Source organism: Sorangium sp. So ce1014 (assembly GCF_051521505.1).
Lineage (GTDB): Bacteria > Myxococcota_A > Polyangia > Polyangiales > Polyangiaceae > Sorangium.
Genome location: NZ_CP150356.1, coordinates 2,718,120 through 2,739,113, shown reverse-complemented (window position 1 = coordinate 2,739,113; position 20,994 = coordinate 2,718,120). Strand labels below are relative to the sequence as shown.

General features: G+C 75.1%; 18 protein-coding genes. 9 read left to right on the top strand and 9 right to left on the bottom strand.

All coding sequences use genetic code 11. The annotated features are described in order from the left end of the window. The first annotated feature begins 2 nt into the window (after positions 1-2). Positions 3-2,615 (top strand): Kelch repeat-containing protein, encoded by a 2,613-nt coding sequence (locus WME75_RS10550; protein ID WP_437489343.1) that lies wholly within the window; start codon positions 3-5, stop codon positions 2,613-2,615. Continuing rightward, the gene (locus WME75_RS10545) at positions 2,612-3,598 is read left to right on the top strand and encodes a hypothetical protein (RefSeq protein WP_437489341.1); all 987 of its coding nucleotides are present in this window, start codon (positions 2,612-2,614) and stop codon (positions 3,596-3,598) included. The genes WME75_RS10550 and WME75_RS10545 overlap by 4 nt, the downstream gene beginning before the upstream one ends. A gap of 22 nt (positions 3,599-3,620) precedes the next feature. Here the strand turns inward: WME75_RS10545 and WME75_RS10540 are convergent, their stop codons facing one another. The 8 genes from WME75_RS10540 to WME75_RS10505 all read right to left on the bottom strand — a co-directional run bounded on the left by WME75_RS10540 (position 3,621) and on the right by WME75_RS10505 (position 10,854). Beyond that, positions 3,621-4,073, bottom strand: a complete 453-nt coding sequence (locus WME75_RS10540; protein WP_437489339.1) for a hypothetical protein — start codon at positions 4,071-4,073, stop codon at positions 3,621-3,623. 241 nt (positions 4,074-4,314) lie between these two features. Beyond that, positions 4,315-5,448 (bottom strand): hypothetical protein, encoded by a 1,134-nt coding sequence (locus WME75_RS10535; protein ID WP_437489336.1) that lies wholly within the window; start codon positions 5,446-5,448, stop codon positions 4,315-4,317. A gap of 108 nt (positions 5,449-5,556) precedes the next feature. Beyond that, positions 5,557-5,931 (bottom strand): response regulator, encoded by a 375-nt coding sequence (locus WME75_RS10530; protein ID WP_437489333.1) that lies wholly within the window; start codon positions 5,929-5,931, stop codon positions 5,557-5,559. An 86-nt stretch (positions 5,932-6,017) separates the two neighbouring features. Then, complete coding sequence (locus WME75_RS10525; protein WP_437489330.1) at positions 6,018-7,394, bottom strand: HAMP domain-containing sensor histidine kinase; 1,377 nt, start codon at positions 7,392-7,394, stop codon at positions 6,018-6,020. After that, positions 7,391-8,077, bottom strand: coding sequence for a response regulator (locus tag WME75_RS10520; RefSeq protein ID WP_437489327.1), 687 nt, complete (start codon positions 8,075-8,077; stop codon positions 7,391-7,393). The genes WME75_RS10525 and WME75_RS10520 overlap by 4 nt, the downstream gene beginning before the upstream one ends. 58 nt (positions 8,078-8,135) lie before the next feature. Continuing rightward, on the bottom strand, positions 8,136-8,366 hold the full coding sequence (locus WME75_RS10515) for a hypothetical protein (protein WP_437489325.1): 231 nt from the start codon (positions 8,364-8,366) through the stop codon (positions 8,136-8,138). 11 nt (positions 8,367-8,377) lie between these two features. Further along, a complete protein-coding gene (locus tag WME75_RS10510; protein WP_437489322.1) occupies positions 8,378-8,929 on the bottom strand; it encodes a Spy/CpxP family protein refolding chaperone in 552 nt (183 codons plus the stop codon). A 305-nt stretch (positions 8,930-9,234) separates the two neighbouring features. Beyond that, positions 9,235-10,854: a hypothetical protein gene (locus WME75_RS10505; protein WP_437489320.1), complete on the bottom strand. Its 1,620-nt coding sequence runs from the start codon at positions 10,852-10,854 to the stop codon at positions 9,235-9,237. Between the two features lie 313 nt (positions 10,855-11,167). On the opposite strand from WME75_RS10505, the gene WME75_RS10500 reads away from it, so the two are divergent. The 4 genes from WME75_RS10500 (at position 11,168) to WME75_RS10485 (ending at position 15,606) form a co-directional block, all read left to right on the top strand. Then, positions 11,168-11,767 (top strand): hypothetical protein, encoded by a 600-nt coding sequence (locus WME75_RS10500; RefSeq protein WP_437489318.1) that lies wholly within the window; start codon positions 11,168-11,170, stop codon positions 11,765-11,767. Then, on the top strand, positions 11,764-13,338 hold the full coding sequence (locus WME75_RS10495; RefSeq protein WP_437489316.1) for a GMC family oxidoreductase N-terminal domain-containing protein: 1,575 nt from the start codon (positions 11,764-11,766) through the stop codon (positions 13,336-13,338). The genes WME75_RS10500 and WME75_RS10495 overlap by 4 nt, the downstream gene beginning before the upstream one ends. 64 nt (positions 13,339-13,402) lie before the next feature. Beyond that, on the top strand, positions 13,403-14,497 hold the full coding sequence (gene ltaE, locus WME75_RS10490; RefSeq protein WP_437489313.1) for a low-specificity L-threonine aldolase: 1,095 nt from the start codon (positions 13,403-13,405) through the stop codon (positions 14,495-14,497). Further along, positions 14,494-15,606, top strand: a complete 1,113-nt coding sequence (locus WME75_RS10485) for a tetratricopeptide repeat protein (protein WP_437489310.1) — start codon at positions 14,494-14,496, stop codon at positions 15,604-15,606. The genes ltaE and WME75_RS10485 overlap by 4 nt, the downstream gene beginning before the upstream one ends. Positions 15,607-15,654: 48 nt before the next feature. Here WME75_RS10485 and WME75_RS10480 read toward each other — a convergent pair whose 3' ends face one another. Next, the gene (locus WME75_RS10480; protein WP_437489307.1) at positions 15,655-16,194 is read right to left on the bottom strand and encodes a hypothetical protein; all 540 of its coding nucleotides are present in this window, start codon (positions 16,192-16,194) and stop codon (positions 15,655-15,657) included. 134 nt (positions 16,195-16,328) lie between these two features. Between WME75_RS10480 and WME75_RS10475 the strand changes: the two genes are divergently transcribed. The 3 genes from WME75_RS10475 to WME75_RS10465 all read left to right on the top strand — a co-directional run bounded on the left by WME75_RS10475 (position 16,329) and on the right by WME75_RS10465 (position 20,981). Continuing rightward, positions 16,329-17,096 (top strand): hypothetical protein, encoded by a 768-nt coding sequence (locus WME75_RS10475; RefSeq protein ID WP_437489304.1) that lies wholly within the window; start codon positions 16,329-16,331, stop codon positions 17,094-17,096. Positions 17,097-17,169: 73 nt separating this feature from the next. Beyond that, complete coding sequence (locus WME75_RS10470) at positions 17,170-19,143, top strand: FHA domain-containing protein (RefSeq protein WP_437489301.1); 1,974 nt, start codon at positions 17,170-17,172, stop codon at positions 19,141-19,143. Further along, positions 19,140-20,981, top strand: coding sequence for a Stp1/IreP family PP2C-type Ser/Thr phosphatase (locus WME75_RS10465; protein ID WP_437489298.1), 1,842 nt, complete (start codon positions 19,140-19,142; stop codon positions 20,979-20,981). Before WME75_RS10470 ends, WME75_RS10465 begins: the two co-directional genes overlap by 4 nt. Positions 20,982-20,994 lie beyond the last annotated feature (13 nt).

Below are 20,994 nucleotides of genomic sequence, written 5' to 3'. Positions count from 1 at the left end.
CGATGCCGCCGGAGGTGAGACCCGCGCGCGAGACGCGACATCGCGAGCCCACGCTCGGCGCGCGCTGGCCGCTGCTGCTCGCGCTGGCCGTGCTCACCGGCGCCTGCTCGCTGCTCGCGGAGAGCGCCCTCTCCGACAAGCCGTCCGAGGACGGCACCGAGACCCCGAACGGCGGCGCATGCGCGCCGGGCTGCGCGGCGGACGCCTGCTGCGGCGGCGCGTGCGTCGACCTGAGCCAGGACGGAGCGCACTGCGGCGCCTGCGGCAACGCCTGCGGCGCCGGGGAGTCGTGCTGCGGCGGGTCGTGCACCAGCGTGCTGAACGATCCGACGAACTGCGGCGCGTGCGGCGCGCCGTGCCTGCACACGCTGTGCGTGGGCGGCCACTGCTCGTCCGAGTGCGTCTTCGGCTTCGACAACTGCGACGGGAACATCGTCACCAACGGCTGCGAGGTCGACCTCACCAGCGATCCCGAGCGCTGCGGCGGTTGCTCCTTCCGCTGCCCTTCGGGCGCGATCTGCGACGAGGGGCAGTGCGCCTGCGCGCCGCCGCTCCTCGACTGCGACGAGCGCGACGACACGGGGTGCGAGACCGACGGCTCGTCGAACCCGGCGAACTGCGGCGGGTGCGGCGTCACCTGCGGGCCGAACATGGAGTGCCAGGCGGGCGTGTGCGGGTGCCAGCCGGGGTACGACGACTGCAACGGTTCGCCCGATGACGGCTGCGAGTCGACGCTCGGCACGAGCGAGCGCTGCAGGGCCTGCGGCGACACCTGCGCGGACGGCATGATCTGCGACCCGGGCGGCGGCTGCGCCTGCGCGAACGGGCTCCTCGACTGCGACGGCCTGCCCGGCTGCGAGTCGCCCGCGGCCGATCCGGCGACCTGCGGCGCCTGCGGCGCGCAGTGCGCGCCGGAGACGCCGTTCTGCGACGGCACGGCGTGCATGGCCACCTGCGCCGCGGGCCTCACCGCGTGCGGCTTCTCGTGCGTCGACATGCAGACGAGCCCCAGGCACTGCGGCGCGTGCGACGTGGCCGCGGGGCCGCACCAGCACTGCGATGCGGGCGCGCTGGCGTGCGACGCGGGCTTCGCCGACTGCGATCCGGCCGTCCCGGGCTGCGAGTCCGACCTCGCCAGGGATCCGCAGCACTGCGGCGCGTGCGGCACCGTCTGCAAGCCGGGCGCCGCGTGCGCCGCCGGCGCGTGCGCGTGCGGGGGGTTCACGCCGCACGACTGCGGCGCAGACTGCCGCGCCTGCTGTTCGGACGCGGACTGCTCCGATGGCGACGGCTGCACCGCGGACGTGTGCGCCGACGGCGGCACGGTGTGCCGGAGCACGGCCTGCGCCGAAGGGCAGCAGTGCTGCAGCCTCGTCGCGTGCCGCCAGTGCTGCACGAGCGCCGACTGCAGCGGCGACGAGATCTGCTCGGGCGGCGCCTGCATCCCGCCCTGCGGCAGCGGCCTCGCGGCGTGCGACGGGGCGTGCGTCAGCCTGGGCTCGGTCGAGCACTGCGGCGCGTGCGGAAACGCCTGCCTGAGCGGGCGCGAGTGCCGCGACGGCGCGTGCACGCCCGCGTGGGTCCTCATGACGAGGATCGGCGCGCCCGCGCCGCGGCAGCTGGCCGCGGCGACCTGGATCGGAAACGCGCTCTTCGTGTGGGGCGGCCGCACGGCGAGCGGGGACGTGGACGACGGGGCGCTCTACGATCCGGCGCGCGACGCGTGGTCGCCGGTGGGCGGCGAGGGCGCTCCCTCGGCCCGCGTGGTCGCCGGCGCGGCGTGGACGGGCTCCCGGGTGCTCGTGTGGGGCGGCGGCACGTTCGCGAGCACGTCGGGCCTGTCCACCGGCGGCGCGTACGACCCGGTGGCGCAGACCTGGCGCGCGATGAGCACCACGAACGCCCCCACGGCGCGGCGGTCGCCGTTCGCCGTGTGGACCGGCACGCGCCTCCTGATCTGGGGCGGCACCGCGGGCGGCGCCCCCGCCGCCGGCGGCGGGCTCTATGACCCCGTCGCCGACGCGTGGGCGCCGGTCTCCAGCGCCGGCGCGGCCCCCGCGCGCGACGGCGTCGCGTGGGCCTGGTCGGGCACGGAGCTCTACCTGTTCGGCGGGCGCGCCGGCGAGGCGACAACGAACGAGGGGTACGCCTACAACCCCACGACGGACGTGTGGCGAGCGCTGCCCACCGCGGGCGCGCCGGGCCCGCGGGCCGATGCGTTCGCGGTCTGGATGGGCAACCGGCTGCTCGTCTGGGGCGGCCAGGACAAGAACGACGACCTCCTCGACGACGGCGCGAGCTACGACGCGGCGGCGGGCACCTGGCTCGCCGTCGACAAGAAGGACGCTCCCTCGCGGCGCAGCCGCAGCGAGCGGCGCACCGGCTGGACCGGGTGGACCGGCGCGCGCGCGCTCATCGCAGGCGGGCGGAACGACACGGCATTCAGAAAGGACGGGAAGCTGTACGATCCCATGGCAGGGTGGGGCGCGAGCATGTCGCCCGCGGCCAAGCAGCACAGCTACGGCGTGGGGGTCTGGACGGGGACCGAGCTCATCCTGTGGTCCGGGCTCGACGGGTTCTCGCTCGTGGCCGACGGGGAGCGGTTCAGGCCGTGACGCCGCGGCGGACGCGAGCGCTCGCGGGCCCCCTCGCGCTGCTCGTCGCGGCGGCGGGGCTCCTCGCCGCGCCGGCGCCCGCCGCGGCGCAGAGCGCGGCCGACGTCGCGGTCGCGCGCGAGATCTTCATCGAGGGCTCCGAGTTCGCCGAGCAGGGCCGCTGGGAGGAGGCGCGGAAGCAGTACGAGCGCTCGCTCGCGATCAAGCGCGCGCCGATCACGCTCTACAGCCTCGGGGTGGCTCAGCAGCAGACCGGCCAGCTCGTCGAGGCGCTGGAGAGCTTCCGCGCGTTCCTTGTCGAGCCGTCCGCGCCGGCGACGAAGGCGTACGAGAAGCTCGCGCGCCAGGCGGTGCAGGAGCTCGAGCGCCAGATCGCAGCGCTCGATCTGAGGTTCTCCCCGGCCGACGTCGCCGGCCTCGCGGTGAAGATCGATGGGGTCGACGTGCCCGTGGCGGCGCTCGATCGGCCGCGGCCGCTCAACCCGGGGGACCACACGGTGATCGCGCGCGCGCCGGGCTACCGCGAGGCGCAGCGGACCGTCGCCGCGACGCCGGGGAGCCGTCTCGTCGTCGTGATGAGCCTGGAGCGCGACGCCACGCTGGACGCGTCCGCCGGGCCGCGAGCGCCCTCGGCGAGCGCGCGGCCGCGTGGCGCGGCGCTCCGCTCCACGCCCGACGCCGCGACGGTCCGCGTCGTGCCGATCGCGCTGCTCGCCGGCGGCCTGGCCACCGTCGCGGCCGGCGTGGCGATCGGCCTCCTCGGCGTCGCGAGCGCGTCGGACGCGCCGACGCGGGACGGGGACGCCGCCGACGCCGCGCGCGCCCAGGCGCTCGCGGGCGACATCGTCGCGGGCGCCGGCCTCATCGCGGCGGGCGCCGGCGTGCTCGTGCTGGTCCTCGATGGCGACCCCGCCGGCGCCCCGCGCAGGCAGGCCTCGCCGCGCGCGGCCCTCGGCCCGCTCCGCCTCACCGTGCGCTTCTGACCTGCCCGCGGAGGGCCGGTCGCTACGCCGTCGGCATCTCGCTGCGGTCGAGGCTCACCACCATGAACGCGCCGTAGTTCAGGATCGTGAGCGAGTCCTCGTCCACGATGAGCACTCGGACGCACTGGGGCGGGGATGGAGCGAGCAGGTCGGCGTAGGGGTCGAACGGCGCCTCGTCCACGGGCGGCAGCGCGGCGTGCAGGAACGCGTGGAGCCGCGCGCGATGGCCGACGATGACGCTCGCGCCCGGCGGCTCCGCGCAGCCGGGCGCGGCGCTGCGGAAGAACAGCCGGCGCGCCGCCGGAGACACGACGAGGATCGCCGCGTCGGTCACGTCGAGCCCGCTGCACGTGCACAGCTGCTCCACGCGATCGCTCGCGGCGTCCTCCACCGTGCGGAACAGCCGCAGCCGCCTCCGCTGTCCCTCGGTGAGGCCCGGCTCCTCGAGGTAGGCCTCGAGACTGCACCCGTGCATGTTCCGCCCGCACCCGTAGGTCATGCCGCCTGCGCCGTGGCGCCGCCTGCCCGCCCGCCTCTGCCAGCCGGGTCGGACAGCCGCCACGCCTCCCCGCATGGGCGCTCATGCACGGGATTAGCCAACGCCCCCGGGCACCGCCGCGCCGCTCCAGGGCAGGGCGCGGTCGCCAGGCTCTCCACGGTCCACGGGCGGCGACCGGGACGCACGCCGCCCTCGCCCCTGCGCGGCGGGCCGGCGGCTACTGCGCTGCCGCCGGCGTCGCGAACTTCGCCGTGAGCTCGACCTGGGCCACGCTGCGCTGGGCGGCCTGCTGGGCGCTGGCGCCGGGGGGCACGAGGAGCGCCTGGAGCCGCTGCGAGGCGTCGGCGGTGCCCGGCGCGTAGCTCGACGGCGACCAGGTGAACGTGCCCTTTCCGGAGGAGTCGACCCGGTCGATGGTCAGCGTGACCTCGCCGTTCGGGCCCGGCAGCTTGAGATCGGCCCCCTCCGCGTACTGGCGCGTATCCACGCTGAACGAGACGAGATCCCCCTCCACCTTCTCGATCTTGAAGACCCGGTACCGCAGCACCGGCAGCTGCGCGCCCGACACCACGACGCGGTCGGCGACCATCCAGTAGGCCCCCGCGCCGACGGGCTTGTCCGGCAGCGGCGGCGTGAGGAGCGCGATGGCCTCCCCGAGGGCGGCGAGCACCGGCTGGAGCCCGGGATCGGCGTCCTTGGCCAGCTCGGGCCTGTAATTGCTGGCCACGTTCGCCGGCGAGAGATCGTAGCGCAGCGAGCTGCCCTTCAGCTTCGCCAGCGCGTCGGCGAGCTCCTTCGGCGGCCCGCCGACGGACATCGACGCGAGCGTCGCCGACGTGACCTTCGCGGTCACCTTCGTCGGCGCCGCGCCTGCCGCGGGTGCGGCCGCGCCGTCCTTGGGCGGGTCCGCCGGCTTCTCCGCCTTGAGGCTCACGCCGAAATCGAGGTTCGGCATTCCCTGCGGCCCGCCCATGCGCAGCCCGAGCGTGATGGTGAGCTTTTGCTCGGATTTCGGGTCGATCTTCGGGGCGAGCCTGGCCCGCGGCTCGCTGCCGTCGTCGATGACCTCGAGCTTGTAGGGCACGTCCTTCGGGAGCGCGGCGAGCGCTGCTTGCGGCGAGAACACGCCGTTCTCCGGCGGGCCGTCCGCCGCGCTGCCCGGCGGCGACCGCTTCTCGGGGCCGCCCGGCGCCGCCGCCTCGGCGAGCGCTGCGCCGAGCTTGCCGCCGACGACCGGCAGCGCCGGGCCGGCGTCGAGCGCGCCCGCATCGACGGCGACCTGCGCCTTGCCCTTGTCCCCCTCGCAGCCCGCGAGCCCCGCCAGGGCGACCGCCGCAAGCATCGAAGCCATAACCCCGCGCCACCGAGTGTGCATGACCGCGGGTGTAGCCAAAACCCGCGCCGCGTTCCAGCACGCTCTTGCGCCGGCCGGGGAGCCGCCGTCGCGGCGGGGAGCCGCTCAGCGCCGCCGCGCGGCCTTGAGCCCGCCGATGTACTCCAGGAGCTCGAGAGGCCGGAACGGCTTCGCGTAGTACGCGGTCGCACCGAGCTCCTCGGCGCGGGCGCGCGACTCGCGGTCGTCGAGGGCGCTGATCACGATGATCGGCAGGCTGGCGGTGGCCGGGTCCGCGCGGAGGCGCGCGCAGACCTCGAAGCCGTCCATGCTCCCGGGGAGCATCAGATCGAGCAGGATCACGTCGAAGGGCTCGGTCAAGGCGCGCTCCATCGCCTCGCGGCCGGTGCCGACGCCGATGACCTCATGGCCGCTCGCGCCGACCAGCGCCTCGATCATGCGCCGGATCGCGTCCTGATCTTCACAGAGAAGGATACGCATGGTCGCGAGCTCACGGAGCGTCGCACCCGCGCCATCGCGCGGTCAAGCGGGAACGCCCCCGCCGGCCCGGTCCGCTCGCGATCGGGCTAGGCGCGGCGAGGGCGGTCGGCGAGCCGCGCGAGCCGCGCGGCGCTGGCGGGCGGACGCAGCGCGAGCTCGATGCCCACGCGCGCCCCGCCGCCCTCGCGGCTCTCGGCGAACGCGCGGCCCCCGTGCGCCTCGGCGATGCGCTTGCACAGCGCCAGGCCCAGGCCGAGCGAGCCGCGCTCGGCGCCGCTCTCGCTTCCCTGCACCCGCTCGCGCCGGAAGAACGGCTCGAAGATGCGCGTCTCCTCCCCGTCCGTGAACCCGGGGCCGCGGTCCTCGACCTCGAAGACCACACGGCTCGGACCGCCGGGACGGACCCGCAACCGCTCGGCCCCGCCCGCGTGCGCGCGCGCGTTCTCCAGCAGGTTGGCGAGCGCGCGCGCCAGCAGCGTCGCGTCCGCCGCGAACGCCGGCGTCCCCTCGGCGACCTCCAGCAGCGTCGGGTCCAGCCCCGCGCGCTCGAGCGCGCGGATCGCGGTCTCGGCCGGGCTGAGGCGCGACACGGTGAGGGCCGCGAAATCGATGCGCGAGCTCGCCAGGAGATCGCCGACGAGCGCGTCGATCTCCATGACCTCGCGATCGAGGTCGTCGAGCACGGACACGCTCGGCCCGCCGTTCCCGCGGGCCAGCTCGGTGAGCAGGCGGATCCGGGCGAGCGGCGTGCGGAGCTCGTGCGACACGGCGGCGAGGAGCTCTCGCTGGTCGGCGATCTGGCGCTCGATGCGGCCCGCCATGTCGTTGACCGCCTCGGCGACCACGCCGACCTCGCCCTGGCCGTGGCAGTCGAGCCGGACCCGGCTCGACAGCTTGCCGGCGCCGATCTCGTGGGCGACGTGGGCCAGATCGACGAGCGGGCGGGCGAGGCGGCGCGAGATGAGGCCCGAGGCCCCCCACAGGACGACGCCCACGGCGAGCAGCGGCAGGGCGAGGCGGAGCGGCGCGCCGGACCGGCCGCGCCCGGGGCAGAGGAGCACCGTGCCGAGCGGACCGCCCTCGCCGCGGACCGATGCGACAAGGGTGTGCACCCGGCAGGGCTGGCCGTACCGCGCGAGCCTCCGCCCCGTCGCGTCGCGGAGCTCGAGATCGGTGTCGAAATCCTCGGCGATCACGCGGGCGAGGGCGTCGCGGGCCACGGGATCGGCCCAGACCCGCTGGAACTGGTGGCTCACGAAGGACCGGGCGCGGGCGTGCTCGTGCCGCCAGCCGGAGTTGCCGACGCGATCGATGGCCCCGACCGTCGCGAACGCGGCGAACGCGGTGATGAGGATGGTCGCGCCGAACCACATGAAGATCCGGCGATGCAGCCGCGCGCTGAGGAAGCGGCCGATCGAGACCTTCCGCCCGTTCTCGTACAGCCAGGACCGGTAGCGGATCACGCGCGGTCCTTGGCGAGCACATAGCCGACCCCGCGCACGGTCTTGATGAGCTTCGGCGACCTGGGATCGTCGGCGAGCTTCTGGCGCAAGTGCGAGATGTGCACGTCGACGGTCCGCCCGCCGACGTTGACGTCGCCGCGGCCGGCCTCCTCGAGGAGCGCGTCGCGGGCGACGACGCGGCCGGCGCGCCGCGCGAGGGCCACGAGGATATCGAACTCGATGCCGGTGAGCTCCGTCGGCTTGCCCGCCACGCTGACCACGCGGCCGGGCACGTCGATGGCGATGTCGCCGGCCACGATCCGCTCGCCGGCGGCGTCGGGCGTGGCGCGCCGGAGCACGGCCCGGAGGCGCGCGAGCAGCTCGCGCGGGCTGAACGGCTTCGCGATGTAGTCGTCGGCGCCGATCTCGAGGCCGACCACGCGATCGGCCTCGTCGCCGCGGGCGGTGAGCATGAGGATCGGCATCGAGCTCTTCTGCCGGATGCGGCGCACGACCTCGATGCCGTCCATGCCGGGCATCATCACGTCGAGGAGGACGGCGTCGAAGGTGCCCGCGGCGAGCGCCGCGAGGCCTCGCGCGCCGTCGCTCGCGACGGTCACCGTGAACCCGTTCTGCTCGAGGTAGCTCGCGAGCAAGGCGTGGAGCCTCGTGTCGTCGTCGATGAGCAGCAGCCGCAGCGCCATGGAGGACCCCGGGGAGCAGGGGCGGCAGCGCGCGGCTGCCGCCTCCCTTGTGTATAGCTCAGCGGCCCGCGCCGGTGTCGGGCTCCGGCGCTCCGGGGCGCGCGGGCGCGGCGCTCCGCCACGAGGAGCGCTCGGCCCCCCGCGCGGCGTCCACGCACAGGGACGCGACGTGGCGCTGGAAGGCGTCGCGGCGGGCCTCTGCGCGGCAGCGCAGCGAGGAGAAGCCGGAGGCGTAACCGAAGACGGTGCCGAGGACGAGCAGCGTGATCGTGATCTGGCGTCGCATCATGGTCTCCTCCTTCACGCCCAGTCGCCGTGGGTCCTGTAGGGATCGGCGCGGTGGCCGCGCCCACCGGCCCTGCCGGACGACCACAGGTCGCGGAAGGCGGCCGGCCCGATCTCGATGAGATCCGCGAGCTGCTCGCGCTGGCGATCCTCGAGCACGGCGTGGACCTTGCCGAGCGCGCCGACCGCGGCCTTGCGCAGCGACTCGATGGCGGTGTCGTGCCGCGCGAAGAGCTCGCCGAGGCGCGTCTCGTCGAGGCTCGGGCTCCGCATCGCGGCCGCGACGTCCGCGCGCGTGCTGCGGAGCTCGCTGCGGTGCGCGTCCGCGGCGGCGCGGAGCTCGTCGACGGCCGAGACGATGACCTTCTCCTGCGACGGCGTGGTGCCGAGCCGGTCGAAGAGGAACGACAGGAAGAAGCGACGGCGGAAGCCGAAGCCGCCGAAGCCGCGCCGACCGAAGGAGCCCGGCCCCGCGCCCCAGTGCCCGCCGCAATCGTACCGGCCGCCGCGCCTCAGGGTCATGATCAGGCCGATCAGACAGGCCGTTCCAACGACGAATCCCAACATGATGAGTACCCTCCGTGAGCGTCTCCGCTGTCAATACGTGCACGGGGCATGTCCGCGCGGCCCCGGTTCGTCCGGACGCGAGCGCGGCCCCGGCCGCAGGTGACCGGAGCCGCAGACGCGCGGCCCCGAGCCACGACGAAGCTGCGCAGGGCGTGTGAAGGATGTGCAGGAAGGCGCGTGAAGAAAGATGAAGACAGCCGCTCGGCGCTGGGCGGCGCGGCGCGGCGCGCCGTGCTGCGGCCGCGCCGTGCTGCGGCGGAGCGGTGCGTCGTGTCGCGCGGGCGGCTTCGCGCCCTCGGACAGCTTTACTTCGCCGGCTCCACCTCGCCGATGTCGTCCAGGTCGTCCTTGGCCTTCTCGTCGCCCGAGACCGCCCACGGATTCGTGCGCTCGCTGTCGGGCGCAGCACCGTCGGCTCCGTCGCCGTCCTCCTCTTCTTCGAGGTCGTCGAGCGACTCGACCCCGGCCGGCGAGGAGCTCGGCCCGGGCGGCGTCGACGCGCGGGGCGCCGGGGGCGCAGGCGGCGTCGACGCACGGGGCGCGGGCGGCGCGGGCGGCGTCGACGGGCGCGCCGGGGGCGCGGGCGGCGTCGACGGGCGCGCCGACGAGGTGCCCGGGTCGCTGGGGAGCCTGCCGCGCGGCGGCTCGGCCACCTGCGACGAGACGAACGCCGCTGCGGGGCCCGCCGAAGCCGACGGCTTCGCCACGATCGCGCTCGGGGACGTGATGCTCCCTGCCGGCCTCGGGCCCGCGGGAGAGCCGATCGGCGGGCTGCTCACCGAGGGCGGGAGACCTCCCGACGGCGAGCTCGCCGCCCCGGAGGAGGCCCCGCCCGGAGCGGCGCCCACGGCGGGCTTGGCGGCCTGGCCCAGATCAGGCGCGACGCCGGACAAGACGGAGGCAGGCGCCACCGGCGCCGACGCGCCGCCGGACGAGGCGGGGGCCGGCGCCGCAAACGCTGGCAGGGGCGCACCGCCCGGCGAGACGGGCGCCGACGCCGCCGGTCTGGACACGGGCGCACCGCCGGACGACACCGACGCCGCCGGAGCGCCCGCCGCCGACGCTGCCGGCGCGGGCGCGCTGCCCGGCGCGCCGTTGCGGCCTGACGACAGCTCCGCCGGCGCCGCCCTCGGCGTGGCGGCGCGCAGCGTGTCGAAGCGCATCGCCTTCTGCGCGAGCTGCACCACGGGGAGGATCTCGCGCGGCGGGATGTTCGCTGCGATCACGTCCGGCCCGGCGATCGCGAGCTCGCCGTCGGCGTGGAACGGCACGCCCGGGCGCTCGCGCTCCTGGTTGAGCCGCGCGTTGTCGATGGCGACGCGGACCTCGAGCGGGATCCGGGTCTGCCAGAGCCGGCCGTCGATCGCCGTGCGCACGTCCCACGGCGTCAGGATCGGCGTCCTGCCGATGCCCTCGAACGGGCTCCGGTCCGCGAGCAGCGCCTTGAGCAGCCAGGCGACGATCTCCTGGTGCTGCGGCGTGTCCTGATCCCACGGCATCGACTCGCGGAAGAACTGCCAGTAGCCCCCGGCCGGGCCGTACACGGAGAGATCGCGCGGATCGAACGCGGCCTCGAACGCGCGCGGGGTGATGTCGCCCTCGTCGATGACGGAGTCGATGAGCGCGCCCTGGAAGTCCGGCGTCTTGCGGCGGGCAGCCCGCGGCGAGAGGCCGGTGAGGGAGGTCGTGATCTGCTGGCGAACGTCGCTCCGCTCGCGGAACCAGTCCATCCGCTCGACCGCGCCGAAGCGCTCGCGCAGCTTGACCGGCGTCCACCACGGCAGATCGAGCTCGCGCAGCCGCGCGATCAGCTCGGCCACGAGCTGCAGCGCCGGCTCGCTCGCGAGGTGTACGCGCGCCTCTCTCCTCAGCGTCTCGTCGTCCTTGCTCTCGGAATCCCGGTGCTGCAGCGATCGCTCCGCCATCGTTCCTCCGTGTTCCCCCGGCCGTTCAGCTGAATATCAGAACCGGATCCGCGACGGCCAGCCCGCGCGCGCGACGGCCGAGCGCGCTCCGGCCCGGCGCGACCCGGGCCTCGACGCGAGCGCGCGGCGCGCATCTCCCGCGGACCGCCAGGATGTCGTTCTGCAACGACGCGCGAACGCAGCGGCGAGCAGCGGCCGATCTTCAAGGGCGCCCCCTCTGCGTGGCCGAGGCCAGCGCCCGAGACCACCCGGCCGCGACGCGCGCCGCCTTGGATCTCGGCGCCGGGTCGATCCGGGCTAGGCTCTCGCGGCCATGCAGGAGGACGCGGGAGAGGGCGCGCGCGAACGCGCCGCGCGAGGGTTCGATCGGCTGGACCGCCCCGGGCGCGGGCTCTCGCCCTGGGCGCGCCGCGTCGCGTGGTCCGCCGCCGAGGCGATGCTCTGCGACGAGGACGAGCGCGGCGAGCTCGCCCCGCCGGGCGCCGAGGTGTGCGAGCGCGCGGTCGCGGCGCTGGATCTCTCCCTCGGGCAGGCCAGCCCCGAGACGCGGCGCGGCTTCGCGCTGCTGGCCGCGTGCCTCGAGCTGCTGCCGCTCTTCGTGATCGGCGCCTTCGGCCGGATGAGCCGGCTCTCGCTCGGCCGGCGGCTCGCCTACCTCGAGGCGCTGGAGTCGAGCCGCTCCGGGCTCCTCGCGATGCTGCTCGTCGCCTTCAAGGTGCCCATGTGCATCTCCGCCTTCGAGGAGGGCGCGGAGCTCGCGCTGACGGGCCTCGACCGCGAGAGCACCGCGGCGCGGCGCAGGTTGCCCGGGCTCCGCCCGGCCGCGGTCGCTCCGGCCGCGCCGCGCGGGGAGGCGGACGAGGGCCCGCGCGCGCAGCCCGCCGCCACGTCCGGCGCAGGCGGTGGCGCGTGACCGGCGCCATCGCGTCGAGCGAGCCGATCGTCCGCGGGCGCGACCTGCCGGCCGGGTTCGACGAGCCGTGCGACGTCGTCGTGGTCGGCTCCGGCGCCGGCGGCGCGGTCGTCGCGGCGCTGCTCGCCGAGGCGGGGCGCCGCGTCATCGTGCTGGAGGAGGGCCCCTACTACCGCCCCGACGACTACCAGCGCTGGAAGCCCAGCGAGTCGCTGCGGCGGCTGTTCCGCGAGGGCGGCATGGTCACGGCGTTCGGCGTGGGCCAGACGCCGATCATCTCGCTCACGCAGGGGCGCGCCGTCGGCGGCTCGTCGGTGGTGACCGGCGGGGTCTGCTTCCGCATCCCGGGCGGCGTCCACGCGCGGTGGGTGCGCGACCTCGGCCTCGACGAGCTGTCGGAGCGCGCGCTCGAGGCGGCGTACGAGAGCGTCGAGCAGCGGCTCGACGTCCGCGAGGTCCCCGAGGCGATGCGCTCCGCGTCGACGGCGCGGTTCGTCGAGGGGGCGAGGCGGCTCGGCATCCCGATGCGCCCGCTCCGCCGCAACACCGGCGACGCGTGCGAGGGGAACGGCCGGTGCAACTTCACCTGCCCCGCCGGGGCGAAGCGCTCGGTCGACGTCGCCTACCTGCCGTCAGCCACCGCGCACGGCGCGCGCGTCGTCGCCGACGCGCTGGTCGAGCGGATCGACGTGAAGCGCGGGCGCGCCGCCGGCGTCGAGGGGAGGCTGCTCGGCGGCGAGCCGGGGGCTCCGCCGCGCCGGTTCCGCGTGCGCGCGAAGGCCGTGGTCGCGGCGTGCGGCACGCTGCACACGCCGCTGCTCCTCCGCACGGCGGGCGCCTTCAAGGCGAGCGGCGCGCTCGGCAACGACGTGACGCTGCACCCCGCGGTGCGCGTTGTCGCGCGGTTCGACGACGCGCTGAACGGCTGGGACGGCGCGCTCCAGAGCGTCTACTCCGACCACTTCGACGCCGAGGGGATCAAGCTCGTCGGCGTCTACTCGGCGGTGAACGTGCTCGCAGCGGGCCTCCCCGGCGTCGGGCCCGCGCTGCGGCGGCGGGTCCGCGCGCTGCCGCGCTGCGCCGTCTTCGGCGCCATGATCCACGACGAGGGCGGCGGCCGCGTCCGCCCCGGCCCCGGCCGCGAGCCGCTCGTCTCGTACGCGATGGCGCCGCGGGATCTCGCGCGGCTGCGCCGCTCGATCACCCTCCTCAGCGAGATGGCGATCGCCGCCGGCGCGCGCGAGGTCTACACCGCGATGATCGGCGAGCCGCCGATCACGTCGATGGACGCCGCGCTCGCGGCCGAGCGCGCGTCCATCGACGCGCGCCGCATCGAGTGCATGGCGTTCCACCCGCTCGGGAGCGCGCGGGTGGCGAACGATCCCCGGCGCGGGATCGTTGACCAGGACGGCGAGTGCTTCGAGCTGCCGGGGCTCTTCGTGGCCGACGGCTCCATCCTCCCCACGAGCATCGGCGTGAACTCGCAGGTGCCGATCATGGCGATGGCGACGCGCATCGCGTGGCGGATGGCCGAGCGCTTCCCGCGGCTCGCGGCGGAGAGCCCCGCGTAGGGGCGCAGGGCGCGGTGCTAGCATGTCGGCGCGGGCCGACAGCCGAGGTTTCAGGAGGCAAGCGATGATCGATCTCCGCTCCGACACGGTGACCCGACCGACCGCGGCCATGCGCGCGGCCATGGCGGCGGCCGAGGTCGGCGACGACGTGTACCGGGAGGACCCTACCGTGCGCAGGCTCGAGGAGCGCGTCGCGGAGCTGACGGGCAAGGAGGCCGCGCTGTTCGTGCCGAGCGGGACGATGGGCAACCAGATCGCGCTGCTCTGCCACACGCAGCGCGGCGACGAGGTGATCGCGGGCGAGGGCGCGCACTGCGCGTTCTACGAGAGCGGCGCCGCCCCCGCCTGGAGCGGCGTGCAGTTCGTCTTCGCCGGGCGCGGCGGCCTGTTCAAGGCGGCGGACGTCGAGGACGCGATCAAGCCGCCGCAGTACTACCTGCCGCGCACGCGCGTCGTCGCGATCGAGAACACCCACAACCGCGCCGGCGGGCGGGTCTTCCCGCAAGATGACGTCGTCGCCATCGCGTCCGTCGCGCGCGCGCACGGGCTCGCGCTCCACCTCGACGGGGCGCGCCTCTGGAACGCGGCGGTCGCCTCCGGCCGGACGGTCGCCGAGCTCGCGCGGCCGTTCGACACGGTGAGCGTGTGCTTCTCGAAGGGGCTCGGCGCCCCGGTCGGCTCCGCGCTGTGCGGCGGCGCCGACGTGGCGCGCGCCGCGCTGCGCTTCCGGAAGATGCTCGGCGGCGGCATGCGGCAGGCCGGCGTGCTCGCCGCCGCCGCCCTGTACGCGCTCGCGCACCACCAGGGCCGCATCGCCGAGGACCACGAGGCCGCGCGCGCCATCGCGCGGGCGATGCGCGACGCGGCGCACCGCGCCGCCCGCTCGGCCGGAGCAGAGGCGCCGCCCGCGACGATCGACGAGCCCGAGACGAACATCCTCTACGTCGACGCGCCGGGGATCCCGGCCGAGCGGCTCGTCGACGCTGCGCGGCGGCGCGGCGTGCTCGTCGGGGCGACGGGCAGGTGCACCGTCCGCGCCGTGACCCACCTCGACGTCGCGCCCGAGCAGGTCGTGCCCGCGGCGAGCGCCCTCGCCGAGGCGCTCGCCGAGGTGCTGTCTTCGCCGCGCGATCGCGGCGCCGCGGGCGTGCGCGCATGAGCCGTCGCATCGCCGCGAACGCCTCCGCCGCGGCGCTCGCCCTCGCGATCGCCGCGCTGCTCGGCCCCGCGTGCGCGCCGGCGCGCGGCGACGCCTACCTCGCCGCGATGGGCGCCGGTGAGCGCGCCTACCACGCGGGGCGCTACCGCGAGGCGGCCCGCTCGTTCGACGGCGCCGCCTCGCGCGCGCTGCGCGTGAAGGACCGCGACGAGGCGCGGCTCATGCAAGCGCGCGCCTTCGAGCGCGCGGAGGCCTGGGGCGAGGCGCGCGCGTCGTACGAGCGGCTGCTCGCCGACTCGCCGCATGGGCCGCGCTCGGTGCGCGCGGAGTTCGAGCTCGCCGATCTCGCGATCGAGCACGGCGACACCGACGCGGGCTTCGCGAGGCTCCTCGCGGCGACGCGTCGACACCCGTCGCACGGGCTCGCGCGCAACGCGCTGAAGCGGCTCATCCAGCGCGAGGAGGAGCGCGCCGGCGCGGGCGGCGCGCTCGCGTGGCTGCGGCGACAAGGCCCGTCGTTCCGCGGGACAGCGCTCGACCAGGACGTCGCCTACCACGCGGGCTTGCTCCTCGAGCGCAGCGGCGATCGCGAGGGCGCGCTGCGCGCGTTCGTCGCGACCGCGCGCGCGCACCCGTACCCCGCCGGCAACCTGACGGACAACGCGCTGTTCCACGCGGCGGAGATCGCCGCCTCCCTCGGGCGCCCCGAGGAGGCCATCGGCTACCTGAGGGAGATGCTCGCGCCGCGCGAGTCCGCCGTGACGGGCAGCTACGACCGCGAGAAGTTCGACGACGCGCAGCTGGAGATCGCGCGCCTCTACCGCGACGCGCTCGGCGATCGCGCGGCCGCGCGCCGCGAGCTGCGCAAGCTCTACACGAACCACCCCGCGTCCATCCTGCGCGACGACGCGCTCTGGGCCGAGGCGAAGCTGTGGCGCGAGGAGGGCCGGACCAGGGAAGCGTGCGCCACCGCGGCGTTGATCACCCGGGAGCTCCCCGACTCGCGCTACGCGCGTTGCGCGCACGCGATTTGCCCGTCGCTCCCGGCGGCGCAGCGCCCGTGCGCGGACTACATCGTCCGCGAGCTCGACGGTGAAAAAGCCCCTTGACGCGGGGGCGCCGCCCGGCGCGTCGCCGTGGCGGCGGCCCGCCCGCGCTCAGTCGTCCTCGTCGTCCGCGGGCTCGAGCTCGGCGTCGTCGTCCTCCTCGTCGTCATCGTCGGCGAGGTCGTCGTCCTCGGCCTCGTCGACGTCATCGTCGTCCTCGCGCGGCTCGGACTTCAGATCGATGCCGATGTCGCCGAGCTGCGTCTCGAGGAGCTCGAAGAGCTCGTCCACGTCGTCGCCCCCCCACTCGTCGAGCACGTCGGTCAAGAACTCAAAAAAATCACCGCTGTCCAGACGACGCTCGATCTCTTCGACCTGCTCTTCCGAGAACGCTTCGAGGACGTCCTCGCGCAGCGCTTCGGTGTCGCCTTCCTCAACGGCATCCGCCGCAGAGAGGCGGATCTGCTTTACGGCACGCTTGTCGAGGTGAATCTCCATGAAGGTGGCTTCGTTTAGGCGACCCTCGCAGCCGCCGTCAAGCGGCGTATGGCGTTGAGCTCCAAGAGACCGCTCGCCTCCCCTTCCCGTCCCCTCTTTTCCTGGGGCGTGCCGCCGGCGCGCCGAGAGGCCCGGGGCCGGACGGCCGCCCACGGGCCCCGTCGCCCGCGCCGCGGAGGGGCGTTGCCGGCGGCAGATCTCTCGCGTATCTCAAGCAGCTCGTGCGTTTACGACCTCCGCCCGGCGCGCTCCCGGCTGCGACCCTCGCGGCAGGAGCCCTGCTGTCCTTGACAGCGCCGGCCGCTCCGCCGGATCGCGAGACCGAGAGCGACCTCCCCCGCGCCGCGCCGGACGTACCCGCCGGCGCCAGGACAGGCGAGGCCGCGGGCGAGAGGATCGACGCCGGCCTCGCCACGCCCACCGAGGGCGCCGCGCAGGGGAACGAGGCCACCCCCGCGCAGCCGCTGCCGCCTCCCGTCAAGCCGGGCGTCGAGCTCGCCGCCCGGCCGCCGCCGCTGCACGTCGAGTACGTGCAGTACGGCGTCGCCCTCGTGGCGGAGATCAGCCTCGACCCCGGCGCCGTCTGCCCGCGGTCGGGGCCCCTGTACTCGTGCATCCTGGGCAGCGGCGGCGGGCTCGCGATCCGCGGCGGGTACCGCTCGCCGGGCCCCTGGTACTTCGGCGGCGCGTACCAGTTCACCAAGATGGACTCGAGCAACCTCTACCGGCTTGGCATCTTCCAGCAGCTGCGCGCCGAGATGAGGTACCTGCCCGACATCGGCTACCGAGCGGCCCCGTATTTTTCCGCCGGCATCGGCGGCATCGTCTACGGCAACGAGTGGGGCGTCGAGACGGGCGGCGCGCTCATCTTCAGCGGCGTCGGCGTCGAGCTGGAGGTGTCGCGCCGCGCCGTCCTCGGCGTCAGCTGCGTCTACCGGCCGGTGCTGATCTCGGGCTGGAAGGACACGGCCAACTACGAGCGGGCCACCGCCATCGCGCAATTCGTGGGCTTCGAGCTCCTGCTCGAGGTGCGGACCGAGCTCGGTCGGCGCTGAGCGGCGCCCCTGCCGATCGAGAGAACGCACCGCCTACTTGACTCGACCGTCGCTCCGCGGTCCCCTCGGCAGCGTGATCTGCGATGTGTGCGGTCGCGACAACGCGGGCGATCTGACGTTCTGTCAGGATTGCGGCCGACGGCTCAAGGTGCGCGAGGCGCGCGTCGCCCCGCCGACGCCGCCGAGCGGCCTGCCGCAGGTGTCGCTCCCGGCCGTGTCGGCGCCCGCGCAGGGCGACGCGCCGCCGGCGAACGACGCCCGCGCGAGCGCCCGGGCGCCGGGCGCTCGCGGCGTCCCGGGGCGCCTTCGCCCGGAGGCGCCGGTGTTCTCGTTCAGCCCGATCGGCTCGGCGAGGACGGAGCCCGCGATGCCGGCGATGCACGGCCGCGCGGAGATCACCGCCCGTCCGGCGCGCGAGGGCGCCGCGACGCCGGCCGCGGGCGCGCTGGACAGCGCCATCCAGATGGCGCCGGCGCTGCAAGGGCCGAGGATCACGGACCGGGGCGACGCGCCGGTGCCGCCCGCGGCGTTCGCGACGCCCTCGATCACCGATGCGCTGCTGGGGCTCTCCTGCCCGAGCTGCGGCGTCGACAACCCGCCGGGCTACCGCTTCTGCGTGACGTGCGGCGCGCCGCTTCACCGGAAGGACGGCGCCGCGCTGGCGGGCGCACCGCAGCCGGCGAGCGTCGCGTCGAGGAGGGCGAGGGGCGGCGAGCCGGACGCCGCGCTCTCCCCTGCCGCGCCGTACGTGGCGCACCCGCCACTCGAGGAGACAGGGACGACGGCGCGGGGGGTCCAGGACGCCGCGCTCCGGCACGCGCCGCCGCCCGAGGCCGCGCCGCCGCCCGAGGCCGCGCCGCCGCCCGGGCCGCGCGACGAGCGCCCCGGCGGCGGGGACACGCAGCGGCAGGGCCCCGGCGCCTCGCCGCCGGGCCGAGCGGTGCCTCCTCCGCTGCCCCCCGTCGCCCTGCCGCCCCCGCGGCTGCCCCTTCCCGCGGCCAGCGGGAGCACCCCCGACAAGATCGTCGGCTCGCCGGTGCTCGACATCGCGTCGTCGCGCCAGACGCCGGCCCCGCCGATCGCGTGTGCGCGCTGCCACGGCCAGTGCCTTTCGGGCACGCGGTTCTGCAAGTACTGCGGGGCGCCGCTCGACGGCGATCGGCCGGTCTCCGACCGCCCGTCCCGGGCCGCCGCCGACCGCCCGCAGCCTGCGCCCGTCCCCGAGGTCGGGCGCGACCCGCCTCGGCCGCCGCAGGGCGACGCCGCCGGGCCGAGCCCGATCGAGACGGGCAGCACGCCGCCGCCCTCCCAGGCGCCGCTCGCTCCGCTGCGGGCGTCCTATTCGGTGCGCCCGCCGGCGTGGGTCCCGGCCGACACGCGGCCTACCCGGGCGCCCGAGGGCAAGCTCATCGTGATCGTCGAAGACGGGACCGAGGGAAAAAGTTTTTCCCTCACCGGCCCGCAGATCGACATCGGCCGCAGCGAGGGGGATATCGTCCTCGAGGACGACCTGTACGTCTCGCCGCGGCACGCCCGGCTCATTCCGCAGAGCGGGTCCTGGGTTCTCCGTGACCTCGGCAGCGTCAACCGCATCTACCTGCGCATCCGGAAGACGCACCCCCTTCGAGATGGCGACTTGCTCCTCCTGGGCCTCGAGGTGTTACAGTTTCAGACCGTGAACGACGGGGAGCGAGGCCTCGGCCATGCCATCCAGCATGGAACGTTGCTGTTTGGCTCGCCCGCCATCCACCGGCGGGCGAGACTTTGCCAGCGGACGGTGGAGGGCGTGACGCGGGACGTGTACCACCTCTACCGGGATGAGACGGTGATCGGACGGGAGACGGGAGACATCGTGTTCACGGCCGACCCGTTCCTCTCGCGACGCCACGCCGCCATCCGGAGGAACCCGGCCACGGGGGAGTACGCGCTCACCGACCTGGAGTCGTCGAACGGGACGTACGTCGCCATACGCGAGGACGTCAGCCTCCTGGATCGCGATTTCGTGCGCATCGGGCAGCACCTGTTCCGCGTGGATCTCTCCCGATGAGCGACCAGACCGTCCGCGAAACGCCGACCGAGGCGCTGGAAGTCGAGGGGCTTCCGAGCGCGGCGTCGGTAGGGACCGACTCGAGCAGCAACGCGGGCAAGGCCCTTGGTGACTCCCCGCACGGCGCCGCGTCGCTCGAGTCCGGCAAGGCGGGGTCTCTGGAAGCAGGCAAGCCCGTGAACTGGAAGCCACCCACGCCGCCCAAGATGCGCTCGGCCGTGAACGCCGCGCGCGAGCAGAAGGCTGGCATCGCCGTGAAACCCATGAAAGCGCCCAGCGCCCCGAGCCCCGACAAGGTCGGGAGGAAGCTCCCTCCACCGCCGCGGGTGCGGCTCACCGCCGGCGGGCTGCGCGACGACGACGCGGATGGAAGCGCGACGAGGTCGGACGACCTCGCGGACGCGGCCACCCCCGACGCGCCGCCGGCCGCCGTTCAGGCGCAGGCCGCCCGCGCGGCCCCGGCGATCGCCGCGTCGCGCAACGACGGCGCGCTCGACGAGACCCCCGCCGTGGAGGCCGCCGTCGGCGACGGCTCGACCGGGCGCCCCCTTGCGGGCGAGGCGGCGGCGAGCGGCGAGCCGGCCGAGGGCGCGCAGCGCCCCGACGACATGGACAGCGAGGCAGCAACGCCGGCCGAGCCGCATCGACCCGAGGTCGTGCTGCGGCTGTTCGGCCGGACCGACGTGGGTCAGGTCCGCGAGCACAACGAGGACAACTTCATCGTCGCGGATCTCACCAAGGCGAGCCGCGGCCTGATGGAGATGGACCGCTACCAGGTGGTCGGCGAGCGCGGCGCGCTGCTCGGCGTGTGCGACGGCATGGGAGGCGCCGCGGCCGGCGAGGTCGCGAGCCAGCTCGCGGTCGACATCATCTACCAGCGGATGAGCGCCGGCGGCCCCCCGCAGGATCACGACGAGCTCGCCGCGCGGCTCGTGCAGTCGATCGAGGCCGCGGGCCTCAGGATCTTCAGCGAGGCGAAGCTCGATCGGACCCGGCGGGGGATGGGGACCACCTCGACCATCGCCGCGCTCATGGACGATCACCTGTTCCTCGGCCAGGTCGGCGACAGCCGCGCGTACGTCCTGCGCGGCGATCGGCTCGTGCAGGTGACGCGCGATCAGTCGCTCGTGAACCAGCTCATCGAGGCCGGCCAGCTCACGGAGGAGGAGGCCGAGACCTTCGAGCACAACAACATCATCCTCCAGGCGCTCGGCACGGCGGACTCGGTGCAGGTCGACCTCACCTTCGTCGAGCTCAAGCGGGGCGACACGCTGATGCTCTGCTCCGACGGGCTCTCGGGCATGGTGCGGAACGAGGAGATCCGCGAGGTGCTGCGGACCGTCGACGATCCGATCGAGGCCTGCAAGGTGCTGACGGATCGGGCCAACCAGGCCGGCGGCCACGACAACATCACGGTGGTCGTCGCGAAGTTCGACGGCGACGGGCTCGCCGAGGCGGACCTCGTGGACATCGAGGAGCTCCGTTACCAGAAGTACTCGCTGCCCGATCACCTCCTGGCCCAGAACGCCGTCGCGTCCGAGCCGGCGCGCAAGGTGAAAGAGCTCGATGAGAAGAAGATCTCGCAGCGCCCCCCCTCACCGAAGTCGTGGCTGACCGGCGCAGACGGCGATCTGGGCGACGACGGCGACGACTACGACCCCGTCATCGCGGCGCTTCCCCCGGACGAAGCGCTGGAGGAGCGCAAGGCCCGCGCGCCCGTCCAGGGCGACGAGCCGATCATGATCCCGACCGACGGCGCGCCGCAGTGGCTCGTGATCTTGATGATCGTGAGCGCCGTCGCGTGCGTTACCATCGCCGGCTACTACCTGCTCCGTTAGGGCGCGCGCAGCG

What these genes read in the sequence shown, in the direction of transcription:
- ltaE (WP_437489313.1), top strand. Translation starts at nt 13,403, where the DNA reads ATGATCGATCTCCGCTCCGACACGGTGACCCGACCGACCGCGGCCATG.
- WME75_RS10465 (WP_437489298.1), top strand. Translation starts at nt 19,140, where the DNA reads ATGAGCGACCAGACCGTCCGCGAAACGCCGACCGAGGCGCTGGAAGTC.
- WME75_RS10530 (WP_437489333.1), bottom strand. Translation starts at nt 5,931, where the DNA reads ATGCGTATCCTTCTCTGTGAAGATCAGGACGCGATCCGGCGCATGATC.
- WME75_RS10540 (WP_437489339.1), bottom strand. Translation starts at nt 4,073, where the DNA reads ATGCACGGGTGCAGTCTCGAGGCCTACCTCGAGGAGCCGGGCCTCACC.
- WME75_RS10535 (WP_437489336.1), bottom strand. Translation starts at nt 5,448, where the DNA reads ATGGCTTCGATGCTTGCGGCGGTCGCCCTGGCGGGGCTCGCGGGCTGC.
- WME75_RS10485 (WP_437489310.1), top strand. Translation starts at nt 14,494, where the DNA reads ATGAGCCGTCGCATCGCCGCGAACGCCTCCGCCGCGGCGCTCGCCCTC.
- WME75_RS10500 (WP_437489318.1), top strand. Translation starts at nt 11,168, where the DNA reads ATGCAGGAGGACGCGGGAGAGGGCGCGCGCGAACGCGCCGCGCGAGGG.
- WME75_RS10515 (WP_437489325.1), bottom strand. Translation starts at nt 8,366, where the DNA reads ATGATGCGACGCCAGATCACGATCACGCTGCTCGTCCTCGGCACCGTC.
- WME75_RS10550 (WP_437489343.1), top strand. Translation starts at nt 3, where the DNA reads ATGCCGCCGGAGGTGAGACCCGCGCGCGAGACGCGACATCGCGAGCCC.
- WME75_RS10505 (WP_437489320.1), bottom strand. Translation starts at nt 10,854, where the DNA reads ATGGCGGAGCGATCGCTGCAGCACCGGGATTCCGAGAGCAAGGACGAC.
- WME75_RS10520 (WP_437489327.1), bottom strand. Translation starts at nt 8,077, where the DNA reads ATGGCGCTGCGGCTGCTGCTCATCGACGACGACACGAGGCTCCACGCC.
- WME75_RS10510 (WP_437489322.1), bottom strand. Translation starts at nt 8,929, where the DNA reads ATGTTGGGATTCGTCGTTGGAACGGCCTGTCTGATCGGCCTGATCATG.